Source organism: Massilia sp. CT11-137 (assembly GCF_047302885.1).
In the GTDB taxonomy this organism is placed as follows: Bacteria; Pseudomonadota; Gammaproteobacteria; order Burkholderiales; family Burkholderiaceae_D; genus Telluria; species Telluria orientalis.
Window position 1 is genome coordinate 1236406 of sequence record NZ_JBKYMP010000001.1, and the last position, 24908, is coordinate 1261313.

The following is a 24908-nucleotide window of genomic DNA, read 5'->3' on the forward strand; positions in this document are numbered from 1 at the left end:
GAGGCTTACGGCACCGTGGCGAGATTCAGCAACGCCTTGCGCACCGCCGCCCGCACGGCCATGAATTGTTCGCGCCGCGATTCGCGATCGAGCCGAAAAAGCATCAATCCTTCGATCTGCGCCACCATCAGGATCGCGCGCTGCATGTACTCGTCGTCGGAGATGGCCGGGTTCAGCCCGCGGATCAGGTTGTAGACCGTCTTGCGCTCGCGCCCCAGCATGCGGTCCATCAGGCTCGACGCGAACGCGTTGCGCGACGCCAGTGCCCAGATCTCGAAGAACAGCGCGTGCGTGACCGGGTCCGTGATCTCTTCCAGGAACATGTCGGTCGTCGACAGGAACTGGTCCAGGCGCGGGCGGTCGCGCATCTCGGCCGAGATGCGGTCCATCTTGGCCTGGAATTCGTCCATCGTGGACAGCAGCGCCGCCTCCAGCAGGACGTCCTTGCTGTTGTAATAGTGCTGGACGTTCGACAGCGTCATGCCCGCCTCGGCCGCCACCTTGCGCATCGACAGTCCGGCATAGCCGTCCTCCGCGAGCAGCCGGCGCGCGGCCTGCAGGATCGCGTGCACGCGCTCCCACCCTTTTTCGGTCGTGAGGGAGGGTTTGTTGCGCAGGGTCTGGTCGATCGTTGCTTTCATGCCCGGCATTATCGCACGGCATGCTTTGAGAAGCAGGTCGGCTGACCTATAATCCGTCGGATAGGTCGGCTGACCTAATAAACAGGAGGCGACGATGAGCCGCAAAGTCCATGTGACCGGCGTGGGGATGATCCCGTTCGCCAAACCGGGGGCGAGCGCCCCGTACCACGAGATGGGAACCCTGGCCGCGCGCGCCGCGCTGGAGGATGCGGGCATCGGCTGGGAGGACGTCGAGCAGGCCTATGCCGGCTACGTCTACGGCGATTCCACCTGCGGCCAGAAGGCGCTGTACGGCGTGGGCATGACGGGTATCCCGATCGTCAACGTCAACAACAACTGCTCGACCGGCTCCACGGCCTTGTACCTCGCGCGCCAGGCCGTGCAGGGCGGGGCGGCCGACTGCGTGCTCGTGCTGGGCTTCGAGCAGATGAGCCCCGGCGCGCTGGCGTCCGTGTTCACCGACCGGCCCGCGCCGTTCGACGATTTCGACGCCGTCACCGACCGCCTCGTCGGCAAGCCCGAGATCCCGCTCGCGCTGCGCTACTTCGGCGGCGCCGGCCTCGCGCACATGGAAAAATACGGCACGCCGCTGGAGGCGTTCGCGCGCATCCGCGCCAAGGCCAGCCGCCATGCGGCGAACAATCCGCTGGCGCTGTTCCGCAAGGAGGTCAGCATGCAGGACGTGCTCGACGCGCCCGCGATCTGGCCCGGCGTGATGACGCGCCTGATGGCCTGCCCGCCCACGTGCGGCGCCGCGGCGGCCGTGCTGGTGTCCGAAGACTTTGCGAAGAAGCGGGGCCTGCGCGCCGACGTCCACATCGCCGCGCAGGCGATGACGACGGACCGTCCCGGCACGTTCGATTCGGACGACATGATGCGCCTCGTCGGCTACGACATGAGCCGGGAAGCGGCGCAGAAGGTCTACGCGCAGGCGGGCATCGCACCGGAGGACCTGGACGTCGTCGAACTGCACGACTGCTTTGCCCACAACGAGTTGATCACGTACGAGGCGCTGGGCTTGTGCCCGGAAGGCGGCGCCGATAAATTCATCCGCGACGGCGACAACACGTATGGCGGCAAGGTCGTCACGAATCCGTCCGGCGGCCTGCTGTCGAAGGGGCATCCGCTCGGTGCGACGGGCCTTGCCCAATGCTTCGAGCTGACGCACCAGTTGCGCGGCACGGCGGGCGCGCGCCAGGTCGAGGGCGCGCGCACGGCGCTGCAGCACAACCTGGGCTTGGGCGGCGCGTGCGTCGTCACGCTGTATCAAGTGTGAGGGGCGGGCGATGACGACGGAACTCGATACCTTCCGCGCCGCCGTGCGCCGCTTCGTGGCCGCGGAGGTCGCGCCGCACCAGCAGCGCTGGCGCGAGCAGCGGCACGTCGACCGCGCGCTGTGGAGAAAGGCCGGCGAACTCGGTCTGCTGCTCGCGGACGTCCCCGACGACTTCGGCGGCTCGGGCGGCACGTTCGCCCACCAGGCCGTGGTGTTCGAGGAACTGGCGTTGGCCGGCGACACCGCGTTCGGCCTGCACGTGCACGCGATCGTCGCGCACTACCTGCTGAACCACGGGACGGAAGAACAGAAATACAAATACCTGCCGCGCCTCGCGACCGGGGACATCATCGCCGCGATCGCGATGTCCGAACCGGGCGCCGGGTCCGACCTGAAAGGCATCCGCACGACGGCCGTGCGATCGGACCTGGGCTACCGGCTGAACGGGTCCAAGACCTTCATTTCGAACGGCTATCTCGCCGACCTGGTCCTCGTCGTCGCCAGGACCGACCCGGCCGCGGGCGCGAAGGGCATCTCGCTGATGCTGCTGGAGACGGCGAACAATCCGGGCTTCCGCGTCGGCCGCATCCTGGAGAAGATGGGGCAGAAGGGCCAGGACACGTGCGAACTGTTCTTCGACGATGCCATCGTCGCGCTGCAGAACGTGCTCGGTGGCGAGGAAGGGCGCGGCTTCGCCCAGCTGATGACGGAGCTGCCGTACGAGCGCACGATCGTCGGCGTGGCGGGCGTCGCGTGCATCGAGCGTGCGCTGGACCTGACGATCGCGCACGCGCGCGCGCGCCGCGCGTTCGGCCAGGCGCTCATCGACATGCAGAACACGCGCTTCGTGCTCGCCGAGTGCAAGACCGAGGCGACGGTGGCGCGCGTGTTCATCGACCGCTGCGTCGACGACCTCGTCGCCGGCCGTATGGACACGGTGCGCGCGTCGATGGCCAAGTACTGGATCACGGACCTACAGTGCAAGATCGTCGACCGTTGCCTGCAGCTGTTCGGGGGCTACGGCTACATGCTCGACTACCCCATCACGCAGATGTACCTGGACGCGCGCGTGCAGCGCATCTATGGCGGGGCGAACGAGATCATGAAAGAAATCATCGCCCGCTCGCTGTGATGAACAACGGACCTCATGGACCTCTCGCAGGGCTGCGCGTGATCGAACTGGTCGGCATCGGCCCGTGCCCGTTCGCCGCCATGATGCTGGCCGACATGGGCGCGGACGTGATCCGCATCGACCGCCAACCGGATCCTTCCGCGCCGAATCCGTACCCGACGCTGGGCACGAAATACGACGTGATGGCGCGCGGCCGCCGTTCGCTGGCGCTGGACCTGAAGCACCCGCGTGCACGCCAGCTGCTGCTCGACCTCGTGACGAAGGCCGATGCGCTCGTGGAAGGCTTCCGGCCCGGCGTGATGGAGAGACTCGGTCTCGGTCCGGACTTGTGCATGGAGCGCAATCCCCGGCTCGTGTACGGCCGCGTCACCGGCTGGGGGCAGACCGGCCCGCTGGCGCCGGCGGCCGGGCATGACCTGAACTACGTGGCGCTGTCCGGCATGCTGCATGCGATGGGCGACGCCGACCGGCCGCCGTCTCCACCATTGAACCTCGTCGGCGACTTCGGCGGCGGCGGCATGATGCTGGCGTTCGGCGTCGTCTGCGCCATGCTGGAAGCGCGGATATCGGGTCGCGGCCAGGTCGTCGATGCCGCGATGACGGACGGCGCCGCGCTGCTGGGCGCCATGATGTACGGCCTGCGCGCGCACGGCTCGTGGTCGGCCGCGCGCGGCGCGAATTTCATCGACGGCGGCGCGCCGTTCTACGCCACGTATGGCTGCGCGGACGGGAAGTTCATCGCGGTGGGCGCCATCGAGCCGCGGTTCTACGCGCGGCTGCTGGCGTTGACGGGCGCGTCGGATCCGGCATTCGCGCGGCAATGGGATCGCGAAGACTGGCCTGCGCTGAAGGAAAAATTCGCGGCGCTGTTCGCCACGCGCCCGCGCGACGCGTGGTGCGCGCTGCTGGAGGGGACGGACGTGTGCTTCGCGCCCGTGCTCGACATGGACGAGGCCCCGCGCCACCCGCACAACGCCGCGCGCAAGACCTTCGTCGATGTCGACGGCGTCACCCAGCCGGCGCCCGCGCCGCGCTTTTCGCGCACGCCGGGCCAGGCCGGGATGGTGGCCGCGCCGGGGCAGGACGGGGCCGCCATCCTGGCCGACTGGGGCTGGACGGAAGACGCCATCGCCACGCTGCGGCGCGACAATATCGTCTAGGCTGGGCTACGATGGCGGCATGGATACCATGCCTTCCAAGGAACTTGAATTGCGCCAGTCCAAGCGCCTGGCGCTGGGCTTTTTCATCGGCGCCGCCGTGCTGTTCGTCGTCGCCCTTCTGCTGTCCGCCCGCTGGCCCGGCAACTGGTGGATCGGGCTGCTGAAGGCGTTCGCGGAAGCCGCGATGGTCGGCGCGCTGGCCGACTGGTTCGCCGTCGTCGCGCTGTTCAAGCGGATCCCGATCCCGTTCGTGTCGCGCCACACGGAGATCATCCCCGCCAACAAGGAGCGCATCGCGGATAATCTCGCCGCGTTCGTGCGCGACAAATTCCTCGACACGGATTCGATCGTGCGCCTGATCCAGCGCCACGACCCGGCGCAGAAGGTCGCGGATTGGCTGACGAAGCCGGAGAACACGGAACGCCTGGGCGACACGCTCGTGCGCGTGGCCGGCTTCGCGCTCGACGTCATCGAGGACGCGGCCGTGCAGGATTTCATCCGGCGTGCGGTGCACGGTGTGGTCAAGAGCGTCGACCTGTCGCAGGCGGCGGGCACGATCCTGGAAAGCCTCACGCGCGACGGCCGCCACCAGCAGATCCTCGACGAGGGGATCGATCAACTGGCGAACCTGCTGGCGAATCCGGAGACGCAGGATTTCATCGCGCAGGGCATCGTCGACTGGCTGCGCGACGAGTACGCGTTCATGGAAAAGATGCTGCCGTCGGAACTCATCGGCCGCAAGGGCGCGGACATCTCCGTGCGGCTCGCGGCCGGCATCCTCAAGCGCGTGAGCGAAGACCCCGAGCACCCGCTGCGGCGCCGCTTCGACGTCTTCACGCACGATTTCATCGAACGGATGAAGACCGACCCGGCCTTCATCGAAAAGGGCGAGGACATCAAGCGCCACCTGATCGGCGACGCCACCGTGAACGGCTACATCGGTTCGCTGTGGGGCGACCTGAAAGGCTGGATCAAGGCCGACCTGCACAAGGAGGACTCCGTGCTGCGGCGCCGGATCGTCGCGACGGGCGCGTGGATCGGCAGGACGCTCGCCGAGGATCCGGTACTACGCACGGCGCTGAACGAGAACCTGGAACTGGCGGCGCGCGGCGCCGCGCCGGAATTCGCTGGCTTCCTGACGCGCCACATCGCCGACACGGTGAAACACTGGGATAGTGGCGAGATGTCGCACCAGGTCGAAATCAACATCGGCAAGGACTTGCAATACATCCGCATCAACGGCACCATCGTGGGCGGATTGATCGGCGTCGTGCTGTACCTGTTGTCCGCGCTGGCCTGAAAGGAGCTCGTCATGCATGCATCGAACGAACCGTTGGACGGACTGCTGACCGGCGTCCCCGAACTGGCACGCCTGCCGGGCCGCGACCTGGTGGAGGTGGCGCGCTACCTGATCCCGCTGGAAGCGAACCTCGTGCAGGGTTGCCTCGTCGCCTCCGGCATCCCGGCCGTGCTGGCCGACGCCCACCTCGTGCAGACGGACATGCTGCTGGCGCCCGCGCTGGGCGGCGTGCGCATCCTCGTCCCGGAAGACCACCTGCAGCAGGCGCAGGCCGTGCTGGAGGCGTTTGCGCGCGGGGAGTTCGAACTCGGCGAGGATGCGGACGTGAGCGGCGGCTGATTTCTACGCTCCGGACAGGTGACGCATCACCCGGATCAGGTCGGCCTTGCCTTCGAACCCGATGCCCGGCAGGTCCGGCATCGTGACGAAGCCGTCTTCCACGCGCACGCCGTCGGGGAAGCCGCCGAACGGCTGGAACAGGTCCGGATACGACTCGTTGCCGCCCAGGCCCAGGCCGGCCGCGATGTTCAGCGACATCTGGTGGCCGCCGTGCGGGATGCAGCGCGTGCGTGACCAGCCGTGCTGGCGCAGCATGTCGAGCGTGCGCAGGTATTCCACCAAACCGTAGGAGAGGGCGCAATCGAACTGCAGCCAGTCGCGGTCCGGCCGCATGCCGCCGTAGCGGACCAGGTTGCGCGCGTCCTGCATCGAGAACAGGTTTTCGCCCGTCGCCATCGGCTTGTCGTAGTAGTTGCGCAGGGTGGCCTGCAGTTCGAAGTCGAGCGGGTCGCCCGCTTCCTCGTACCAGAACAGGTCGTAGCGCGACAGCGCCTTGGCGTAGGCGATGGCCGTGTCGAGGTCGAAGCGGCCGTTGGCGTCCACGGCCAGTTTCTGCCCGTTCTTCAGGACGGACAGCACGGCGTCGATGCGGCGCAGGTCCTCGTCCAGCGGCGCGCCGCCGATCTTCATCTTGACGACGTTGTAGCCGCGCTCGATGTAGCCGCGCATCTCGTCCTTCAGCTTGTCGAGATCCTTGCCGGGATAGTAGTAGCCGCCGGCGGCGTACACGAACACGTTGCGGTGCGGGCGCCCGTCGCCGTAGCGGTCGGCCAGCAGCTGGAACAGCGGCTTGTCCGCGATCTTCGCGACGGCGTCCCACACGGCCATGTCGATGGTGCCGATGGCGACGGAGCGCTCGCCATGGCCGCCCGGTTTTTCGTTGGTGAACATCGCGTCCCAGATCCGGTGCGGATCGAGGTTGTCGCCCGCGTCGTCCAGCAGCGATGCCGGATTGGCCTCGAGGATGCGCGGGATGAAGCGCTCGCGCATCAACTTGCCCTGGCCGTAGCGGCCGTTCGAATTGAAGCCGTAGCCGACGACGGGCTTGCCGTCGCGGACCACGTCCGTGATGACGGCCACGAGACTCAGGGTCATCTTGCTGAAGTCGATGTAGGCATTGCGGATGGGAGAGCTGATGGGGAGTGTCTGTTCGCGGATCTCGACGATTCTCATGGCGGCCTCGCTGGCGTGTTGTTCAAGCGTGCAGGGTAAGTCCGCGCGGCCCTCTTATAATTCGCCGGGTGTGAATTGATTATTGAATGACGGTGAATACTGACGGCGCCTCCGAAATGGAATTCTTCGTGCTGGTCGCGCGCCACGGCTCGCTGGCCGCGGCCGCCCGCGCCCTCGACCTCACGCCGCCGGCCGCAACGAAACGCCTGGCGCAGATGGAGGCGCGGCTGGGCGTGCGCCTCGTCAACCGCACGACGCGGCGGCTGTCGCTGACGAGCGAAGGCGAGACCTATCTCGCGCACGCGACGCGCATCCTGGCAGCGATCCGTGAGATGGAAGACGCGGTCGCGAGCAACCGCACCGCGCCGCGCGGCCTGTTGCGCGTGAATGCGAGCCTCGGGTTCGGCCGCACGACCATCGCGCCCATCGTCTCGGCTTTCGCCAAGCGTCATCCGCAGGTCGAGGTGCAGCTGGACGTGACGGACCGCCCCGTCGACCTCGTGGAAAGCGGCTACGACCTCGCCATCCGCTTCGGTGCGCTGCCGGATAAACGGCTGGCCGCGCGCCGCGTGCTGTCGAACCGGCGCTTCCTGTGCGCGTCGCCGCGCTACCTCCAGCAGCATGGCGAGCCGCAATCGCTGGCGGATTTATCTCGCCACCGCTGCATCCTGCACCGCCAGAACGACGACGCGTACGGCATCTGGCGTTTCAACGAGGGCGAGGACAGCGAGGTGGTGAAGGTGCACGGCGCGCTGTCGAGCAACGACGGCGACATCGTGCTGGGCTGGGCGCTGGATGGTCACGGCATCCTGATCCGGTCGGAGTGGGACCTCGCCAAATACGTCAAAAGCGGCCGGTTGCGTATCGTGCTGCCGCAGTACACCTTGCCGGCGGCCGATTTGTTCGTCTACTACCTCAACCGCAAGAACCAGGCGGCGCGCACGCGGGCGTTCATCGATTTCCTGGTCGAGCAACTGGGCGAGATGGGGTAGGCCGGAAATGGAAAAAGCCGCCGGCTCTTGCGAGCCGGCGGCTTTCCGAATCTGGTGGTGATAGGTGGACTTGAACCACCGACCCTAGCATTATGAATGCTATGCTCTAACCAACTGAGCTATATCACCAGCTGCATCACTGCTGAAACAAACACTTTTAAAGCAAAATGGCTCAGCCTTGAGTGCCAAGCCATTCCGCTTGAATCCTTGGTGGTGATAGGTGGACTTGAACCACCGACCCTAGCATTATGAATGCTATGCTCTAACCAACTGAGCTATATCACCAGAACGGGGTGCATTATGCCGTTCGGCCCCGGAAGTGTCAAGGCTACCCGCTCCGGATCACCCTGTCCAGCCTCGCACGAATCGTCTCACCCTCGCAACGTGGCCAGATGATCAAGCATCCGGCGCGCCGGATCCGGCCCCAGGCAATCGATCACGATCCGCTCCGGCATCGAGCGCAGCCAGGTCAGCTGGCGCTTGGCCAGCTGGCGCGTGGCGACGATGCCCGTCTCGCGCAGCTGGGCGCGGTCGATCATGCCGTCGAGGTATTCCCACGCCTGGCGGTAGCCCACGCAGCGCATCGACGGCAGGTTCGGGTTCAAATCGCCGCGCGCGCGCAGGCCCGCGACCTCGGCCACGATGCCGCTGTCGTCGCGCTTGCCCAGCATCTGGTCGAAGCGCAGCGCGATGCGCTCGTGCAGCACGGCGCGGTCCGATGGCTCCAGTGCGAACGGTACGAGGTCGAACGGCAGTTCCTGCTTCTCGCGGCGCGCGAGCAGGGCGGACATCGGCTTGCCCGACAATTCATGGATCTCCAGCGCGCGGTTGATGCGCTGGGCGTCGTTCGGCGCGAGGCGGTCCGCGGTGACCGGATCGACCTCGCGCAGCTTCGCGTGCATGCCGGGCCACCCGATGCGCGCGGCCTCCGCGTCGAGGCGCGCGCGCACGTCGGCATCGGCCGTGGGCAGGTCGTCCAGGCCGTCGTTCAGGCCCTTGAAGTACATCATCGTGCCGCCGACGAGCAGCGGCAGCCGGCCGCGCGCCTGGATCTCGGCCACGAGCCGGATCGCGTCGGCGCGGAACTGGGCGACCGAATAGGCGTCGAGCGGATCGATGATGTCGATGAGGTGATGGGGCGCGCTCGCGAGTTCCTCGGCCGACGGTTTTGCCGTGCCGATGTCCATGCCGCGGTAGACGAGGGCGGAGTCGACCGAGATGATCTCGACCGGGATTTCCTTGGCGATGGTGAGCGCCGCTGCCGTCTTGCCGGACGCGGTCGGGCCCATGATGGCTACCGCCAGCGGTTTGTGTTGCGATGTCATCTGAGGCTTTACTGGCCGCGCAGGAACAGCTTGTCGAGCGCGGCGATTTCGAGTTGGACCCAGGTCGGGCGGCCGTGGTTGCACTGGTCGGCGCGTTCCGTCGCTTCCATCTGGCGCAGCAGGGCGTTCATCTCGGGCTGCGTGAGGATGCGGTTCGCGCGCACGGCCGTGTGGCAGGCGAGGGTGCCGAGCAGTTCGTTGCGGCGCTCGATCAGCACGCGCGAGCCGCCGAATTCGCGCACGTCGCGCAGCACGTCGCGCGCGAGCGTTTGCGCGTCGGCGTTCTTGAGAAGCGTCGGGACGGCGCGCACGGCGAGCGTCGTCGGCGACACGGCCGCGATGTCGAAGCCGAGCGCCTTCAGCGTCTCGTGTTCTTCCTGCGCGGTGCCCACTTCGATGGCGTCGGCGAAGAACGTCACGGGGATCAGCATCTGCTGGACCTGCATCTGCTCGCCGCCGGCCTGGGCGTCGAGCGCGTTCTTCAGCTGTTCGTACAGGATGCGTTCGTGCGCGGCGTGCATGTCGACGAGGACCAGCCCTTTGCGGTTCTGCGCCAGCACGTAGATGCCGTGCAGCTGGGCCAGCGCGAAGCCGAGCGGGAAGTCGTCGTCGGACGCGGGCCTGGTCGTTTCCGGCAGCGGCGCTTCCTGCACGCCGGGCGGTTGCGATGAAGGCGTGGGCGCGCCGGTGAACAGCGCGCCATAGTCCGCGGTGCGTTGCGGGACGCCGGCGCCCGTCGGCGCATCCCAGCGGCTGCCGGGCGGGAACGGGGACGGCGAGAACGTCGAGGAGGCGCGCGAGCCGCCGCCGCCACCGCCGCCGCCGCCCGAGCCCGAGGTCCAGGCGGGCGATGCCAGCTGCGACCCGAACGACGTCTGCTCGTGCGGACGGCGCCAGGACGGCGTGTCGCCCAGCGACGTGGACGACGGCGCGATCTCGGCGGCGCTCACGGGTGCGGGCGTATCGCCGTGCGCGGTCGCCGACGTCTTGGCCAGCGCGCGCTGCACGGCGTGGAACACGAACTGGTGGACGGCGCGGCTGTCGCGGAAGCGCACTTCGATCTTCGACGGATGCACGTTCACGTCGACCATCGCCGGGTCGAGTTCGAGCGCGAGCACGTAGGACGGGAAGCGGTCGCCGTGCAGCACGTCCTCGTACGCGGCTTTCACGGCGTGGACGAGCAGCTTGTCGCGCACGAAGCGGCCGTTGACATAAAAATACTGGCTGTCGGCGCGCGCCTTCGATGCCGTCGGCAGGCCGACGTAGCCGTGCAGGCGCAGCGGGCCGGCGCTTTCGTCGAGCTGCAGGCGGGCCTCGGCGAAGTCGCCGCCGAGGATCTGCGCGCTGCGCTTGGCCGACTCGCTCGTGTTCCAGTGGTCGATCGTGCGGCCGTTGTGGGTCAGGCTGAACGACACGTCCGGCCGCGCCAGCGCGATGCGGCGCACGACTTCGGCGCAGTGGCCGTATTCGGTCTGCTCGGATTTCAGGAACTTGCGGCGCGCGGGCGTATTGAAATACAGGTCCTGCACGTCGATGGTCGTGCCGAACGGACCGGACGACGGCGACACCGTGCCCTGGTGCGAGCCGACGATCTCCCACGCATGCGCGGCGCCGTGCGTGCGCGACGTGATCTTGACGGCGGCGACGGACGCGATCGACGCGAGCGCCTCGCCGCGGAAGCCGAGCGTGTTCACGTTCTCGAGGTCGGTCAGCGACGCGATCTTCGACGTCGCGTGACGGGCCAGCGCGAGCGGCAATTCCTCGGGCGGGATGCCGCGGCCGTTATCGGTAATGGCGATGCGCTTGACGCCGCCTTCCTCGAGCCGGACCGTGACCTGCGTGGCGCCGGCGTCGAGCGCGTTTTCCAGCAACTCCTTCACCACGGCGGACGGCCGCTCGACGACCTCGCCGGCGGCGATCTGCGAGATGAGCTGGTCGGGAAGCTGCTGGATGGGGCGGTGGGTGGGGGCCGGGGCGTTCATCCGTAAATTATAGCTCGCGGCAAGCCCCGAAACCGGTGGCGTTTGATTTTTCCCAAACCGGGGTCAGAGCCCGATTTGAGGACATTGATTGACAAAATGTCTTTAAAGAAGTTGCCAATAACCGGGCTCTGACCCCGGTTATTTTTGTTCCCGCACGGGAATCGGCGCCGCGCACAGGTCGAGATGACCGGCCGCGACCTTGGTCCACGGGCCGCCGCGGTTGCGCTGGGCGTCCAGGACGCTCTGGTAGACCGCGCTCTCGGTGCGCATCACTTCGAAACGGCTGCGCTGGTCCGCCGGGACGTCGGCCGCCACCTTAACCGATGCGATCGGCACGTTCATCTCCGGCTTGTCGTAGAACCCCATCGGCGCGGGGCCGCGCGGCAGGGCGGATAGTTGCGGCATGCCGGAGATCACGCGGCCCACCACCGTGACGTTGCGGTCGAGATGGCGCGCCGGACCGATGACGGCATACAGCGTCGTGCCGCCGCCGCTGTCGGCATCGTTGTCGCGGCCCACGCCGACCATGCCGTAACAGTGCGCCAGCCAGGTCTCGCCCGTCTTCGGATCGCGGCCAACGGGAAAGCCGTTCGAATGGCCGACCTGGGGCGCGTAGCCGTCGATGTCCTTCATGCGCGTGAAATGGGTGTCGTTCCTGAGGGGGACCGTAAATTCCGCCTTCAGCGTCTTCTGCGCACCTTTGACCGGACGGGCGTTGTCGTTGTCTTCATTCGGATCGGCCCATTGCACGACCCAGTTGTCCTGCACGCGCACGACGGCCAGCCCGTCGAAATAATGCTCGCGCACGAGGGCCTTGATGTTCTTCACGTGGTTCGGCGCGAACGTCGGCGCCAGTTCGATGACGACGCGGCCAAACGGGAGTTCCATGTACAGCGTGTTGTCCGGGTCGAGGGGCCGCCAGTCGGACGGTTTCGATGCCTTGACGATGTCGGCCACGCCGGGCTTCGGCGGGAGTTCCCTGGCGCCGGCCGTCGCCGCGAAGAGGGCGCAGGTGGCGGCGAGAATCGTGTGCCGGAAGGGGAAATAGGCCTTCTTCAATGTCGTCTCCTTGCCGCTTGTGGCGGGCCGGGGTCGTGGGTGGTGTGATGACAATTGTAATCTGGAAAATAATAGAATTAAAACATTTTGCCGATGAAGAAAATTCGCGGTGAAGATGAGCCGGCGGCCATTTTCGGGGTCGGACTGATGGTATGATTCGGCGCTACCATTTAGGAAAATTATGGATCTGATGCAATTCTTCGACATGATTCTTCATGTCGATAAGACCCTAGGAACATTGCTGGCGCAATACGGGGTGTATGTGTATGCCGTGCTGTTCGCCATCGTGTTCTGCGAAACCGGCCTCGTGGTTCTGTTCTTCTTCCCCGGTGATACCCTCCTGTTCATTGCCGGCGCCTTCTGCGCCACCGGCGAGATGAGTTATGCCTTGCTGACGCTCCTGTTGATCGTGGCGGCGGTGACGGGCAATACCCTCAACTATTACATCGGCGGGGCGATCGGGCATCGCGTGTTCACGCACGATTACCGCTGGCTGAACAAGGACGCCCTGCATCGCACCCACGAATTCTTCGAACGCCATGGCGGCAAGACGATCATCCTGGCCCGCTTCGTGCCCGTCGTGCGCACGTTCGCACCGTTCGTCGCGGGCATCTCGGACATGACCCATGCCCGGTTCCAGATGTACAACGTCACGGGCGCCGTGGCCTGGGTCGTCAGCCTGGTGACCGGCGGTTACTTCTTCGGCAATATCCCGGTGATCCGCGATCACCTGACGATCATCGTGCTGGTGGGTGTCGGCGCGGCCGTCGTGCCGCTGGCGCTGGGCGGGCTGTACAAGGTCGGACGGCGCATGATGAGCCGCTGAAGCCCGACAATGCGATCACATGAAACGCGCCGCATGACGGCGCGTTTTTTATTTGCGGCGGCTATTGATGCACGGAATTGTTCCTCAGGCTCAAGTTTACTGTCGGTCACGCCGATAAGGCAGGAGAGAGCAACACTACTGGATTCCCATGCGTACCCTGATCGCCCTGTTCGCTTGCAGCTGCGTCGCCCTGAGCGCAAGCGCCGCGAACGATCCCGCCGCCGCAGCGGCAGCCAGGCTGGCGGCTTCCGTGTCCCGTCCGGCCTCTGCCATGGTGCCGGCCGCGACGAAAAAGGCCGAGCCCGCCGAAAAGAAAGCCGAACCGAAAGCCGAACCGGCCGCGAGCGCCAGCGCGGCCAGCGAGGAAGATGCCGAGGTCGAGCTGTCGGCCAAGATTGCCCAGCGCCTGGCCGCGCTGCGCGAGCGCCAGCAGGCCCGCGCGACGGCCGCCGCGCGCGCGAAAAAGCTCGCCGATGCGAAGCGCAGGCAGGAGGAGCAGGCCGCCGCCGCGCGGCGGCCGTCGCCGCCGCGCCGAAGCACGGCACCGTGTGGTCGTATGAGGGCGAGCTGGGCCCGGCGAACTGGTCGAAGATCAATGTCGACTGGGCCAAGTGCGGCACCGGCAACCGGCAGTCGCCGATCGACTTGCGCGACGGCATCAAGGTCAATCTCGAACAGATCAGCTTCGATTACCACCCGTCGTCGTTCAGCGAGGTCAACAACGGCCACACGATCCAGGTGACGGTGGGCGGCGGCAATTTCATCACGGTCGGCAACACCGTGTACGAATTACAGCAATTTCACTTCCACCGTCCGTCGGAAGAAAAGATCAACGGCAAGGGCACGGAGATGGTCATCCACCTCGTGCACAAGAGCGCCGAAGGCAAGATCGCGATCATCGCCGTGCTCCTGGAGCGCGGCCAGCCGCACCGCCTGATGCAGACGATCTGGGACAACCTGCCGCTGGAAAAATTCGACACCGTCTCGCCCTCGATCGTGATCGACCCGACCGACGCGCTGCCGGAGCGGCGCGAGTATTTCACCTACATGGGCTCGCTGACGGAACCGCCGTGCACGGAAGGCGTGCTGTGGATGGTGTTCAAGCAGCCGATGCAGGCGTCGCCGGCGCAGATGGCCCTGTTCTCGCGCCTGTATCCGCTGAACGCGCGGCCGGTCCAGTCGACCGCGGGCCGCTTGATCAAGGAATCGAACTGAGCGCCAGCGTGCTCAACGCCAGCGGCGGCCACCGCCACGGTGCCCATGCCAGCCACGGCCGCCACGATCGTATTCGTGATAGCTGAAGTCCAGCGAGACGGGCGGTCCGACATATGCGGGGCCGTAGCCGCCTGGATAATAGGGCGCGTCATAGGCCGCATAAGGCGGCGCATAGACGGCGCAGCCAGACAGGGCGGACCCCGCCGCCAGCACGAGTGCCAGCCGTTTCACCAATGTATTCATTGTGTGTCCTCCCATGCGTGTAGCCTGTAGTTTAGGCCGCATGGCGAGGCGCACCGCGCATTTTTTGCTACAAAATGAAACGCCGGCACATGCCGGCGTTGTCGTTCATCCTGCCTGGACGACGGCCCGGTACGTCCCGCGCCAGATCCCGCCCGGCTCCAGTTGCTGCGGTCGGGCGGCCGCATCCCCCAGCAGGGCAGGTTCGATGCAGACGAAGCGGCGGTATTCCTCGTCTTCCATGTCGGACAGCGCCGCCGCGTCGGCCGCGCCCGGGTTCCACACGACGGCGTCGTTGAAGCCCGTCTGCTCCAGCGTCACCTTGTCCGCGCCCGTGTCGAACGTGATCGCGCCCGCGATGCGTTCGAACACCTGGTCGAGCTTGTCGGTGATGGCGAGCGTCTCCGCCTGCACGCCGTCGATGCGCACGGCTTCCACGTCTTCGACGAGGTGGTACGTGTGCAGCGCGGCGGCGAACGGGAAGGTCTGCGTGCCGGTGTTGCGCACGTCGAGCGACATGTCCAGTTGCGCGCCGCGCACGGCCACGCGCAGCAGCAGTTCGAAGGCGTACGGCCACGCGGCTGCCACTTGCTGCGGCAAGTCCGAGGCACTCAGTCCCAGCACCGCGAACGCGGCACCATCCGCTTCGCCCTGGTCGAGGACGCGCCAGGTCGACACGCGCGCGAAGCCGTGGCGCAGGCCGGTGCCGCGTTCGGCGAATTGGGGAAAGATGACGGGCACGCCGCCGCGGATCGCCTTCTGGCCGTCCAGCGCGGACAGGCTGCTCATGAACAGGCGTTCCTGCGCGGGCCCGCCGGCCGTGGTGACGGCTTTCCACGACACCAGGTGGGCGCCGTACAACGTGATGGTCGCCTCGGCGCCGTCCGGCGCGCGAAGTTGCAGGGCGGGCAATTGCCCGAAGTTGATGGTCGTTGCGCTCACGAGAATCCTCCTCAGGGGGACGCCCGCGGGCGTCCCATTAAGTCATGCGGCTCTTTGCCAGCGGCGGATTGTACGCGAAGTAGCGCTTGATGCCTTTCGTGATCGCGTCGGCCAGCTGGTTCTGGTAGGCATCATCCTTCAGCCGCGCTTCCTCTTCCGGGTTGGAGATGAATGCGGTCTCGACGAGGATCGAGGGGATGTCCGGTGCCTTCAGCACGGCAAAACCGGCCTGTTCGACGACGCCGCGGTGCAGGCGGTTGATGCCGCCGATTTCCGTCAGCACGGCCTTGCCGAGCTTCATGCTGTCGTTGATCTGGGCCGTCTGCGACAGGTCCATCAGCACGCTCGCCAGCTGCCTGTCGTGGCTGGCGAGATTCACGCCGCCGATCAGGTCGGCCTTGTTCTGGTCGGCCGCCAGCCAGCGCGCCGCGCTCGAGCTGGCGCCTTTTTCCGACAGCACGAACACGGACGAGCCGCGCGCCGTCGGTTCGACGAACGCGTCGGCGTGGATCGACACGAACAGGTCGGCCTGCACCTTCCGCGCCTTTTCCACGCGCTGGCCGAGGGGGACGAAAAAGTCGGCGTCGCGCGTCAACATCACGCGCGTGTTCGGCAAGTCTTCCAGCTTGGCCTTCAGGCGCTTCGCCACCGCGAGCACGATGTCCTTCTCGTGCACGCCCGTGGTACCGGTCGCGCCGGGATCCTCGCCGCCGTGGCCGGGGTCGAGCGCGATGGTGACCATGCGCGCCACCTTTTGTCCCGGCGCGGCCTTGGCGGGCGCGTGCGGCTGGGCCGGTTGCGGCGTCGTCGGCTGCGGCTGTGCGGGCGTGGAACCGGCGCGGGCGGCATCCGCTTCCAGCTTGGCGATGGCGTCCGGACCGGCCTGGCCGACCGTCGGCTCGCCCGGCTGCACGGCCGGGGTCGGCGTGGCGGGGGCCGCGTCCGTCGTCCAGTTTTCCTTGGCGATCATGGTCGCGAGCGGGTCGACTGGCTTGACGGGATACAGGTCGAAGATCAGGCGGTGGTGATAGCCGGCGATGGGCGCCAGGTTGAACACCTGCGGCTTGACCTCTTCCTTCAGGTCGAACACGAGGCGCACGACGTTGGGCCGGTTCTGGCCCACGCGCACCTGCTTGATGTACGGGTCGTTCGATTCGATCTTGGCGACGAGGCTTTTCAGCGTGTCGTTCAGCGCGAGGCCGTCGATGTCGACGACGAGGCGCGGCGGATCCGGCACCATGAAGTGCGTCGTCTTCAGCTCGCCGTCGTTTTCCAAGGTGACGCGGGTGTACTCGTCGGCCGGCCACACGCGCACGGCCATGATCTGGGCGGCAGATGCCGTCAGCGGGGCGACGACGGACAGCAGCAGCGTACCGCCGGCCTTGAGGATCGTGCGTCGTTTCGGGGAACCTGGAATCAGGGCGTCGGGGGGTAGTGCAGGCGTTCGAGGCATAGCAGGCCCAAGTCGGACAACGCCTGCAATTCTACCTCACGCCCGCGACCGCTGACCTTAAGCAACACTTTAACGTCGGGTGGCGGCAACACCGGTTCTCCCTTTTCCGGCCATTCGACGATGCAAATGTTGTTACCATCGAAATCTTCGCGGAACCCCGCGTCGAGGAATTCCTCGGGGCTGGACATGCGGTACAGGTCGTAGTGGATCAGGTTGACTTGTCGGCCATCCAGCTCGATGCGGTACGGCTCCGACAGCGTATAGGTCGGGCTCTTGACGGCGCCCTTGTGGCCGGCCGCGTGCAGCAGGGCGCGCGTGAGCGCCGTCTTGCCGGCGCCGAGGTCGCCGTGCAGGTAGATCACGAGGCCCGGGCTCAGCGCGCGAGAGAGGGCGGCGCCCAGGGCCTGCGTGGCCGATTCGTCGGGAAGATAGGCTGTAAGTTGCTGCTGCATCGAATAAAATATGAGGTTTGTAGGTCCGCCAATGTCCGCCCAGCTTCCCGTCCAGCCCGATCTTCCCGCACTCGCCCAGGCCATCAAGGCATGGGGCGCGGAACTGGGCTTTGCCGACGTGCGCATCGCCGACATCGACCTGGCCGGCCACGAAGCGGGCCTGCAGGCCTGGCTGGACGCCGGCCACCACGGCGAGATGGATTATATGGCAAGCCACGGCATGAAGCGCGCCCGCCCGGCCGAGCTGGTGCCGGGCACGGTGCGCGTGATCAGCGCGCGCATGGATTACCTGCCGATGGAGACGCCGCCCGACTGGCGTACGCGCGAGCGCCTGCGCCAGGACGACCCGCAGGCGGCCGTCGTCTCGATCTATGCGCGCGGCCGCGATTATCACAAGGTGTTGCGCAACCGGCTGCAAGCCCTGGCCGAGAAGGTCAAGGCGGCCGTCGGCGAGTACGGCTACCGCGTGTTCACGGATTCCGCACCGGTGATGGAGCTGCCGCTGGCGCAGAAGGCCGGCCTCGGCTGGCGCGGCAAGCACACGCTCTTGCTGAGCCGCGAGGCCGGCTCAACGTTCTTCATCGGCGAGATCCTCGTCGACCTGCCGCTGCCCGTCGACGAGCCGACCGGCGCGCATTGCGGCCAGTGCAGCGCCTGCATCGATGCCTGCCCGACGGGCGCGATCCTCGGCCCGGGCCGGCTGGATGCGCGCCGCTGCATTTCCTATCTGACCATCGAGTTGAAGGGCGCGATCCCGGAAGAATTCCGTCCGCTGATCGGCAACCGCATCTACGGCTGCGACGATTGCCAGCTGGCCTGCCCGTGGAACAAGTTCGCGCAGCGGGCGACCGTGCCGGATTTCGATGAGCGGAATGGCCTCGGCACGGCGGGGCTCATCGAGCTGTTCGGGTGGAGCGAGATTGACTTCAACCGCCGCCTCGAAGGCAGTCCGATCCGCCGTATCGGGCACGAGCGCTGGCTGCGCAATTTGGCGGTCGGACTCGGTAATGCTGCAACTGAGGCGGTCGCGTCAGATGCGATCGTCGCCGCGCTGCGCGCCCGCGCGGACCATCCATCCGCGCTCGTGCGCGAACACGTCGCGTGGGCTCTCGCGCGCCACGGTGAGGCTGTCTAGAGTTCGATCCGCTTCATGCGCAGCGCGGACCAGTCGCCGTCGATGGAAATCATGGCGACGCCCGTGATGCCGTTTTCCTTGGCATACGCATTGATCGAATCGCGGTTGATGTCGGTGGCCTTGGAGGCGGTCTGTTTCAGATAGGCGACCCAGAGCGAGCCCTTGTCGCCCATGCGTTCCTTGGCGATCGGGAAATATTGTTCGAGTTCCTTGCGGTTCATCGCGAACAGCAACACGACGTCTACCTTCTCCTGATCCGGCTTGATCAGGTTGGGCGGCATCTGCGACACCATGCCGGGGTGGACGTTCCCGTTCAGGATCAGCATCGATTTCGCGGTCCTCAAGAACATTTTGTCGGCTATCGTCTTCTCGCTCATCTGCGTTCCCTAAAGAATGTTTCGACGTGGTGAGTTCGACCACTCCATGTTCAGGCTGATTTTACAAGCGAACCCCGCGCGGCACAGGACGCGCGGCCTGCCGTGCGCAGGTATTACTTCAGCAACCCGGCCAGCTCGACGGCCGTCTTGACCTGCATCTTGTCGAAGATATGCGCCCGGTGCACCTCGACCGTACGCATGCTGATGCCGAGCTTGTCGGCGACGACCTTGTTCATGTTGCCGGCGAGGATGAGATCGAGGACTTCCCGCTCGCGGGCCGACAGGGTGGCCAGCCGGGCATGGATGGCGTCGCGCGACGCGGCCTTGCGCGAGGCGGCGAGTGCTTCCTCGACGCGGTCCATCAGCTGGTTGTCGTTGAACGGTTTTTCGAAGAAGTCGAAGGCGCCGCGCTTGAGGGAATCGACGGCCATCGGCACGTCGCCGTGGCCGGTCAGGAAGATCACGGGCAGGCGCGCCAGCAGGCCGCGCGCCACCAGCTGGTCGAATACGGCGATGCCGTTCATGCCCGGCATGCGCACGTCCAGCAGGACGCAGTCGCCGTGTGCCGCATCCGCGGCGAACCGGTCGCCGAGCGCGTCGAGGAAGGCCTGGCCGCCCGCATAGCCGCGTGCCGGCAGTCCGCGCGATTGCGCCAGCCATTCGAGGGCGTCGCGGATCACGTCTTCGTCGTCGACGATGTGCAGCATGCAGGTCTCCTTTTTTTGATGTATTGTAATTCACCGTTCGGTGACGGGTGCTTCCTGCGCCTGCTGCAACGTAAACGTAAACACGGTGCCGCCGCCCGGATTGTCCGCGTGGGTGAGGGTGCCGCCGTGGAACTCGATCGCGGTACGGCAGATCGACAGGCCCATGCCCATGCCTTCGGCCTTCGTCGAAAAGAACGGCGAGAACAGGCGCTCCGCCACTTCCGGCGGGATGCCGTGGCCGTTGTCGATCACCGATATGGCCACCTGGCCCTGTTCGCCCGTGTGCGCAGCGATCCTCAACACACGCCGCTCGGGATCGACGGCCTGCATCGCCTCGATGGCATTGCGCGTGAGATTGAGAAGCACCTGCTCGATCAGCACGCGGTCCGCGAGCACGGGCGGCAGGTCGTCCGGCACGTCCACCTGCAGCGCGACATAGCTCTGGCGCGCCTGCAGTTCGACGAGGGCGCGGATGCCGTCGACGACGTTGGGAATGCCGACCGTCTCGCGGCGCGGTTCGCGCTTCTTCACGAATTCGTGCACGCTGCGGATGATCTGGCCGGCCCGGCGCGCCTGCGTGTTGGCCTGTTCCAGCGCACGTTTCAGCATGCCGGTGTCGAGCGGCGCCGCCGGGGTCTCGCGCGCGAGCACGTTCAGCGCGCCCGCCGTGTAGCTGGAGATGGCGGCCAGCGGCTGGTTCAGTTCGTGCGCCAGCATCGACGAGATCTCGCCCATCGTCGCCAGGCGCGCGCTCGTCTCGAGCTTTTCCTGCTGCTGGCGATTCAGTTCTTCCGCGCGCTTGCGGTCCGTGATGTCGAGGATGGAACTCATCCAGCCCGTGTGGTGGCCGTGCGCGTCGACGAGGGGCGCCTCGAACACGAGCACGGGCACGCGCGCGCCGTCCGAGCGCTGGAACACGGTCTCGAACTGCGGCGTGGCCTGGCCCGACAGCACTTTGCGGAAGCGGCCTTCGTATTCCGCCATCGCTTCCGGCGCCCAGTACGGCATCGGCGGCGTCTTGCCCAGCAGGTCTTCTGCGGGATAACCGACCATGCGGCAGAACGCCGGGTTGACGTAGGTGACGCGGCCTTCCAGGTCGCGCGCGCGCAGGCCCGTCAGCAGCGAATCTTCCATCGCGGTGCGGAAGGCCATCTGCTGGCGCAGCGCGTTTTCCGCCGCGATCGTGCGTGCGATGTGGCGCCACAGCGCGACGAGCGAAATGACGAGGCCCAGCGCCAGCACGATCACGGAGCCGACCAGCAGGTTCGGCAGCAGCTTCGGCGCGGCCTTGACGCTGTCGGTGGCGAGGACGATCTGCGAGCCGGGCAGGTCGAGCGCGCGCTTGTGCGTGTAGACGCCGCGGCCCGGCCCGCCCGCCGCGCGCTGCGCCACGACGTGGTCGTCGCGGTCGAGCAGGGACAAGGCATTGTCCTGGGCGAACCACCACGGCACGTTCTCGTCCAGCAAGGTCTGCAGGTTGTACGTGGCGACGAGGCTGCCCATGTATTTGCCGGCGTGGATCAGCGGCAGGTGGAAGTCGATCAGGCCATGCACGAGGCCGGTGGCACCGTATGGCTCGCTGTAGCGTCCCAGGCGCGTGCTGCGCGACATGGCGGCGGCATCGCGCGACGATTGCGTGAGCCCTTCGGGCGGCAGCTCCATGCCGCGGCTTGCCTTGACCTGGCCCTGCGCGTCGTACCAGATGATGCGCTGGAGTTCGTGGCCGTTCTTGAACATCTGCGCGAAGCGGGCCTGCAGGGCGGCCGGCGGCGGCGTCTCGATAACGAGATCGTTGCCCAGCGCGGCCAGCGCTTCCTCGCTGCGCGCGAGTTCGAAGCGCAAGGTCTGCTCGACCCACAACGTATCTGCGATCAATTGTTCCTGCCGCTCGTTGCTTTCCATCTGGCGCGCCTGCCAGGGCAGCCACAGCAGGACGAGCAGGAACAGCAGCACCAGCAATACGGGCACGAGCCAGCGCCACGGGCCTTGCTTGACGGGGCGGGGCAGGGTGAATGGACTTTTCATGTGATAACGTTTCATCTTTTGCCGACGACTGTCTGTGTCGGAAACCTCGAAAAACCGTCGCGAGCGGCGGCAATGTTGTTTGAGAAGCGCAGCTGTACGAGTAGTACAGCCGGTCCGCCGTAGCGGAGCATCGCAGAACAACAGCGCAACGCGCAGCAGGTTTTTCGACGTTTCCCGTCGTGGTTTTCCACGATAGCGGTACGACCCGCAAAGCGGCACACTGGCGGTCGGTATCCGAATATACACCGCGGGAACATGAAATTTATGCGCATCAAAGCCTTGCTGGCCGCGCTTGCTGTCGTGACTGGCGCCGGCGCCCACGCCCAGGCCCCGATCATCATCAAGTTCAGCCACGTCGTGTCGCCTGACGCGCCCAAGGGCCTGGCGGCCGAACGCTTCCGCGTGCTGGCGGAACAGCGGACGCACGGCCGGGTGAAGGTCGAAGTCTATCCCAACAGCCAGCTCTACAAGGACAAGGAAGAGCTGGAAGCCCTGCAGCTGGGTGCCGTGCAGATGCTGGCGCCGTCGCTCGCCAAGTTCGCGCCGCTCGGCGTGAAGGAATTCGAGGCGTTCGACCTGCCGTATATCTTCCCGACCAAGGCGGCGCTGTATGCCGTGACGGAAGGGCCGATCGGCAAGAGCCTGCTGCAAAAACTGGAGTCGAAGGGCATCACGGGCCTGGCTTACTGGGACAACGGTTTTAAAGTGATGTCGGCCAATCGTCCACTGCACACCCCGGCGGATTTCCGCGGCCTGCGCATGCGCATCCAGGGCTCCAAGGTGCTCGACGTGCAGATGCGCGCGCTCGGCGCGGTGCCCCAGGTGCTGGCGTTTTCCGAAGTCTATCCCGCCCTGCAGGCCCATATCGTGGACGGCACCGAGAATCCGCCGTCGAATATGTACACGCAGAAGATGCACGAGGTGCAGAAGTACGTGACGGTGTCGAACCACGGCTACCTGGGCTATGCCGTCATCGTCAACAAGAAATTCTGGGACGGCCTGCCGCGCGACATCCGGACGGAGCTGGAGCAGGCGATGCGCGAAGCGACGGCATTCGAAAAGACCATCGCCCAGCGCGACAACGACGCGGCCCTCGAAGCGATCCGCAAGACCGGCAAGACGAAGATCTATACGTTGACGCCGCAGGAACAGGCCGACTGGCGGCGCGCCCTGCTGCCCGTGCAGAAGCAGGTGGAAGGGCGGATCGGCAAGGATCTGATCGATGCGATCAACCGTACGACGTCCCGCGCGACTGCGCCCATCACGACAGCCCAGGCCAGGTGAGAATCGCCCCTATTCGGTGCGGGTAAAACGTGTTAGTTGCCTGTAATCAATGAAACATCGGCACTAGCATTTTTATGACATGTCATGGGGGCTTATGACCGAAATATATTTCGTGAATGTATATAAAAAACTACGCTTTTCTTATGCGGTTGCGTTATGATGGGGCACCTTTCGGCACCAACCTGGTGCGGACAAGCGAACCGAATACGATTTGGGAGAGGGAAAAGAAAGCGGTAAATACAAACTTTACCGTAAAACAGTTAGGAGGAGACACACGTTTTATATGATGCAGCCGGCAATGACCAGGCAGCCGAAAACGTGACCATATTAGAAACGCACCCACGGGTGCGTTTTTTTTTGCCTCGGTTTGGTGGACCTTGGGCGGGCCTTGCGAACGCGCTCGCCGGGTCTTACACTGCATCGATGAGCACACAACAAGGCAGCGAGATTTTCAGCGCCATCATCGCGGCGCCGTTTGGAGCGATGGGCATCCGTACCGAAGACGGGCGGTTGCGCGAACTGGTCTACCTGCCGCCGCATTACCACGAAAAATCGGCGCAGGATGCCGTCGCCGAGCAGGCCGCCGTCCAGGTGGCGCGCTATTTCGAGGATCCCGATTTCCGCTTCGACCTGCCGCTGAAGGAAGCCGGCAGCGCATTCCAGCGGCGCGTGTGGGACACCATTTGCGCGATCCCGCGCGGCAGCGTCCGTACGTACGGCCAGATCGCCAAGCAGCTGGAATCGGCCCCGCGCGCCGTCGGCCAGGCCTGCGGCGCCAACTGGTTCCCGCTCGTGATCCCGTGCCATCGCGTGACGGCGTCCGGCGGCCTGGGCGGTTTTTCCAGCAGCGACGACGAACACGGATTCCAGCTCGGAATCAAGCGCTGGCTGCTGCGCCACGAAGGCGCGCTGGCGCTCGAGATGCCATGGCAGCAGCAGTCAATCTTTCCCTGATCGACGCGTTCTGCGACACGCTCTGGCTCGAGCACGGATTGGCGAAGAATTCCCTCGACGCCTACCGGCGCGACCTGCGCCTGTTCGCGCGCTGGCTCGACGTCAAGCGGCCGGAGCGGAGCGACCTGTACGCCGTCGAACCGCAGGACATCGCCGCCTATTTCGCCGAACGCCACGAAGACACGAAGCCCAGCTCGGCCAACCGCCGGCTGTCGGTGCTGAAGCGCTTTTACCAGCTCGCGCTGCGCGACCGCCGCATCGCCGCCGACCCGTGCCTGAGGATGGCATCCGCGAAGCAGCCGCAGCGTTTCGTCCATACGCTCACCGAAGCCCAGGTCGATGCGCTGCTCGCGGCGCCGGACGTCGCGACGCCGCTGGGCCTGCGCGAGCGCACGATGCTCGAACTGATGTATGCCAGCGGCCTGCGCGTGTCGGAACTCGTCGCGCTGAAGCTGGTCGAACTGAGCCTGAACGATGGCGTCCTGAGGGTTACCGGCAAAGGGAGCAAGACCCGGCTCGTGCCGTTTGGCGAACAGGCGCGGCACTGGCTGGACCGTTACCTGAAAGAGGCGCGCGGCATCATCCTCGACGGCCAGGTCGACGACGCGCTGTTCGTGACGGGCCGCGGCGGCCCGATGACGCGTCAGATGTTCTGGGTCGTCATCAAGAAGCATGCGGCGAAGGCTGGCATCACGGCACCGTTGTCGCCCCACACGCTGCGTCACGCGTTCGCAACACACTTGCTGAACCACGGCGCCGATCTCCGCGTGGTGCAGTTGCTGCTGGGGCATTCCGACATTTCCACGACCCAGATCTACACCCACGTCGCGCGCGAGCGCCTGAAGCACCTCCACGCGCGGCACCACCCGCGTGGTTAATTCTCAAGACGATGTGGGATGACTGGTCCATAATGGACTAG

25 protein-coding genes and 2 tRNA genes are annotated in these 24908 nt (G+C 66.1%); 12 read left to right on the top strand and 15 right to left on the bottom strand.

Annotated elements, in window-relative coordinates; translation table 11 throughout:
- Positions 1-5: 5 nt before the first annotated feature.
- The gene (locus ACEN98_RS05630) at positions 6-641 is read right to left on the bottom strand and encodes a TetR/AcrR family transcriptional regulator (RefSeq protein ID WP_413341208.1); all 636 of its coding nucleotides are present in this window, start codon (positions 639-641) and stop codon (positions 6-8) included.
- A gap of 94 nt (positions 642-735) precedes the next feature.
- On the opposite strand from ACEN98_RS05630, the gene ACEN98_RS05635 reads away from it, so the two are divergent.
- From ACEN98_RS05635 to ACEN98_RS05655, 5 genes are read left to right on the top strand one after another with little or no spacing between them, the layout of a single operon-like run.
- Complete coding sequence (locus ACEN98_RS05635) at positions 736-1917, top strand: lipid-transfer protein (RefSeq protein ID WP_413382338.1); 1182 nt, start codon at positions 736-738, stop codon at positions 1915-1917.
- 10 nt (positions 1918-1927) lie between these two features.
- Positions 1928-3049, top strand: a complete 1122-nt coding sequence (locus tag ACEN98_RS05640; RefSeq protein ID WP_413382341.1) for an acyl-CoA dehydrogenase family protein — start codon at positions 1928-1930, stop codon at positions 3047-3049.
- A complete protein-coding gene (locus tag ACEN98_RS05645) occupies positions 3049-4209 on the top strand; it encodes a CaiB/BaiF CoA transferase family protein (RefSeq protein WP_413382344.1) in 1161 nt (386 codons plus the stop codon). Before ACEN98_RS05640 ends, ACEN98_RS05645 begins: the two co-directional genes overlap by 1 nt.
- Positions 4210-4237: 28 nt before the next feature.
- Positions 4238-5509: a DUF445 domain-containing protein gene (locus ACEN98_RS05650; RefSeq protein ID WP_413385952.1), complete on the top strand. Its 1272-nt coding sequence runs from the start codon at positions 4238-4240 to the stop codon at positions 5507-5509.
- 12 nt (positions 5510-5521) lie between these two features.
- Complete coding sequence (locus ACEN98_RS05655) at positions 5522-5848, top strand: putative signal transducing protein (RefSeq protein ID WP_413382347.1); 327 nt, start codon at positions 5522-5524, stop codon at positions 5846-5848.
- 3 nt (positions 5849-5851) lie between these two features.
- Here the strand turns inward: ACEN98_RS05655 and ACEN98_RS05660 are convergent, their stop codons facing one another.
- Entirely contained in the window at positions 5852-7021 is a 1170-nt protein-coding gene (locus ACEN98_RS05660) for a mandelate racemase/muconate lactonizing enzyme family protein (protein WP_413382349.1), read from the bottom strand.
- A gap of 92 nt (positions 7022-7113) precedes the next feature.
- Between ACEN98_RS05660 and ACEN98_RS05665 the strand changes: the two genes are divergently transcribed.
- Positions 7114-8013, top strand: coding sequence for a LysR substrate-binding domain-containing protein (locus tag ACEN98_RS05665; RefSeq protein ID WP_413385953.1), 900 nt, complete (start codon positions 7114-7116; stop codon positions 8011-8013).
- 52 nt (positions 8014-8065) lie between these two features.
- Here the strand turns inward: ACEN98_RS05665 and ACEN98_RS05670 are convergent.
- The 5 genes from ACEN98_RS05670 to ACEN98_RS05690 all read right to left on the bottom strand — a co-directional run bounded on the left by ACEN98_RS05670 (position 8066) and on the right by ACEN98_RS05690 (position 12379).
- A tRNA-Met gene (locus tag ACEN98_RS05670) sits at positions 8066-8142 on the bottom strand.
- Positions 8143-8221: 79 nt separating this feature from the next.
- Positions 8222-8298, bottom strand: a tRNA-Met gene (locus tag ACEN98_RS05675).
- Positions 8299-8384: 86 nt separating this feature from the next.
- Entirely contained in the window at positions 8385-9338 is a 954-nt protein-coding gene (miaA, locus tag ACEN98_RS05680) for a tRNA (adenosine(37)-N6)-dimethylallyltransferase MiaA (RefSeq protein WP_413382352.1), read from the bottom strand.
- 8 nt (positions 9339-9346) lie between these two features.
- Positions 9347-11320: a DNA mismatch repair endonuclease MutL gene (gene mutL, locus ACEN98_RS05685; protein ID WP_413382355.1), complete on the bottom strand. Its 1974-nt coding sequence runs from the start codon at positions 11318-11320 to the stop codon at positions 9347-9349.
- A 138-nt stretch (positions 11321-11458) separates the two neighbouring features.
- Positions 11459-12379, bottom strand: coding sequence for a peptidylprolyl isomerase (locus ACEN98_RS05690; RefSeq protein WP_413382358.1), 921 nt, complete (start codon positions 12377-12379; stop codon positions 11459-11461).
- Between the two features lie 181 nt (positions 12380-12560).
- On the opposite strand from ACEN98_RS05690, the gene ACEN98_RS05695 reads away from it, so the two are divergent.
- Complete coding sequence (locus ACEN98_RS05695; RefSeq protein WP_056130107.1) at positions 12561-13205, top strand: VTT domain-containing protein; 645 nt, start codon at positions 12561-12563, stop codon at positions 13203-13205.
- A 135-nt stretch (positions 13206-13340) separates the two neighbouring features.
- Here the strand turns inward: ACEN98_RS05695 and ACEN98_RS05700 are convergent, their stop codons facing one another.
- Positions 13341-13745, bottom strand: coding sequence for a hypothetical protein (locus ACEN98_RS05700; RefSeq protein ID WP_413382361.1), 405 nt, complete (start codon positions 13743-13745; stop codon positions 13341-13343).
- 6 nt (positions 13746-13751) lie between these two features.
- Between ACEN98_RS05700 and ACEN98_RS05705 the strand changes: the two genes are divergently transcribed.
- Positions 13752-14420, top strand: coding sequence for a carbonic anhydrase (locus ACEN98_RS05705; RefSeq protein WP_413382364.1), 669 nt, complete (start codon positions 13752-13754; stop codon positions 14418-14420).
- A gap of 12 nt (positions 14421-14432) precedes the next feature.
- Here the strand turns inward: ACEN98_RS05705 and ACEN98_RS05710 are convergent, their stop codons facing one another.
- The 4 genes from ACEN98_RS05710 to tsaE all read right to left on the bottom strand — a co-directional run bounded on the left by ACEN98_RS05710 (position 14433) and on the right by tsaE (position 17507).
- Positions 14433-14663: a hypothetical protein gene (locus ACEN98_RS05710; protein ID WP_413382367.1), complete on the bottom strand. Its 231-nt coding sequence runs from the start codon at positions 14661-14663 to the stop codon at positions 14433-14435.
- Positions 14664-14768: 105 nt separating this feature from the next.
- The gene (locus tag ACEN98_RS05715; RefSeq protein WP_413382370.1) at positions 14769-15602 is read right to left on the bottom strand and encodes a D-hexose-6-phosphate mutarotase; all 834 of its coding nucleotides are present in this window, start codon (positions 15600-15602) and stop codon (positions 14769-14771) included.
- A gap of 37 nt (positions 15603-15639) precedes the next feature.
- Complete coding sequence (locus tag ACEN98_RS05720) at positions 15640-17055, bottom strand: N-acetylmuramoyl-L-alanine amidase (RefSeq protein WP_413382373.1); 1416 nt, start codon at positions 17053-17055, stop codon at positions 15640-15642.
- Positions 17019-17507, bottom strand: a complete 489-nt coding sequence (gene tsaE / locus ACEN98_RS05725) for a tRNA (adenosine(37)-N6)-threonylcarbamoyltransferase complex ATPase subunit type 1 TsaE (protein ID WP_413382376.1) — start codon at positions 17505-17507, stop codon at positions 17019-17021. Before tsaE ends, ACEN98_RS05720 begins: the two co-directional genes overlap by 37 nt.
- Before the next feature lie 31 nt (positions 17508-17538).
- Here tsaE and queG point away from each other — a divergent pair, with 31 nt between their 5' ends.
- The gene (gene queG / locus ACEN98_RS05730; RefSeq protein ID WP_413382379.1) at positions 17539-18642 is read left to right on the top strand and encodes a tRNA epoxyqueuosine(34) reductase QueG; all 1104 of its coding nucleotides are present in this window, start codon (positions 17539-17541) and stop codon (positions 18640-18642) included.
- Here queG and ACEN98_RS05735 read toward each other — a convergent pair.
- The 3 genes from ACEN98_RS05735 to ACEN98_RS05745 all read right to left on the bottom strand — a co-directional run bounded on the left by ACEN98_RS05735 (position 18639) and on the right by ACEN98_RS05745 (position 21751).
- A complete protein-coding gene (locus tag ACEN98_RS05735) occupies positions 18639-18992 on the bottom strand; it encodes a DUF3052 family protein (RefSeq protein ID WP_413382382.1) in 354 nt (117 codons plus the stop codon). The genes queG and ACEN98_RS05735 overlap by 4 nt on opposite strands.
- 140 nt (positions 18993-19132) lie before the next feature.
- The gene (locus ACEN98_RS05740; RefSeq protein ID WP_413340077.1) at positions 19133-19726 is read right to left on the bottom strand and encodes a response regulator transcription factor; all 594 of its coding nucleotides are present in this window, start codon (positions 19724-19726) and stop codon (positions 19133-19135) included.
- 30 nt (positions 19727-19756) lie between these two features.
- On the bottom strand, positions 19757-21751 hold the full coding sequence (locus tag ACEN98_RS05745; protein ID WP_413382385.1) for an ATP-binding protein: 1995 nt from the start codon (positions 21749-21751) through the stop codon (positions 19757-19759).
- Between the two features lie 264 nt (positions 21752-22015).
- Here ACEN98_RS05745 and ACEN98_RS05750 point away from each other — a divergent pair, with 264 nt between their 5' ends.
- The 3 genes from ACEN98_RS05750 to xerD all read left to right on the top strand — a co-directional run bounded on the left by ACEN98_RS05750 (position 22016) and on the right by xerD (position 24867).
- On the top strand, positions 22016-23035 hold the full coding sequence (locus ACEN98_RS05750) for a TRAP transporter substrate-binding protein (protein ID WP_413382388.1): 1020 nt from the start codon (positions 22016-22018) through the stop codon (positions 23033-23035).
- A gap of 423 nt (positions 23036-23458) precedes the next feature.
- Positions 23459-23989: a methylated-DNA--[protein]-cysteine S-methyltransferase gene (locus ACEN98_RS05755; RefSeq protein WP_413340082.1), complete on the top strand. Its 531-nt coding sequence runs from the start codon at positions 23459-23461 to the stop codon at positions 23987-23989.
- Positions 23962-24867 carry a site-specific tyrosine recombinase XerD gene (gene xerD, locus ACEN98_RS05760; protein ID WP_413382391.1) on the top strand — a complete coding sequence of 302 codons (906 nt, stop codon included), beginning with the start codon at positions 23962-23964 and terminating at the stop codon, positions 24865-24867. Before ACEN98_RS05755 ends, xerD begins: the two co-directional genes overlap by 28 nt.
- Positions 24868-24908: the final 41 nt, after the last annotated feature.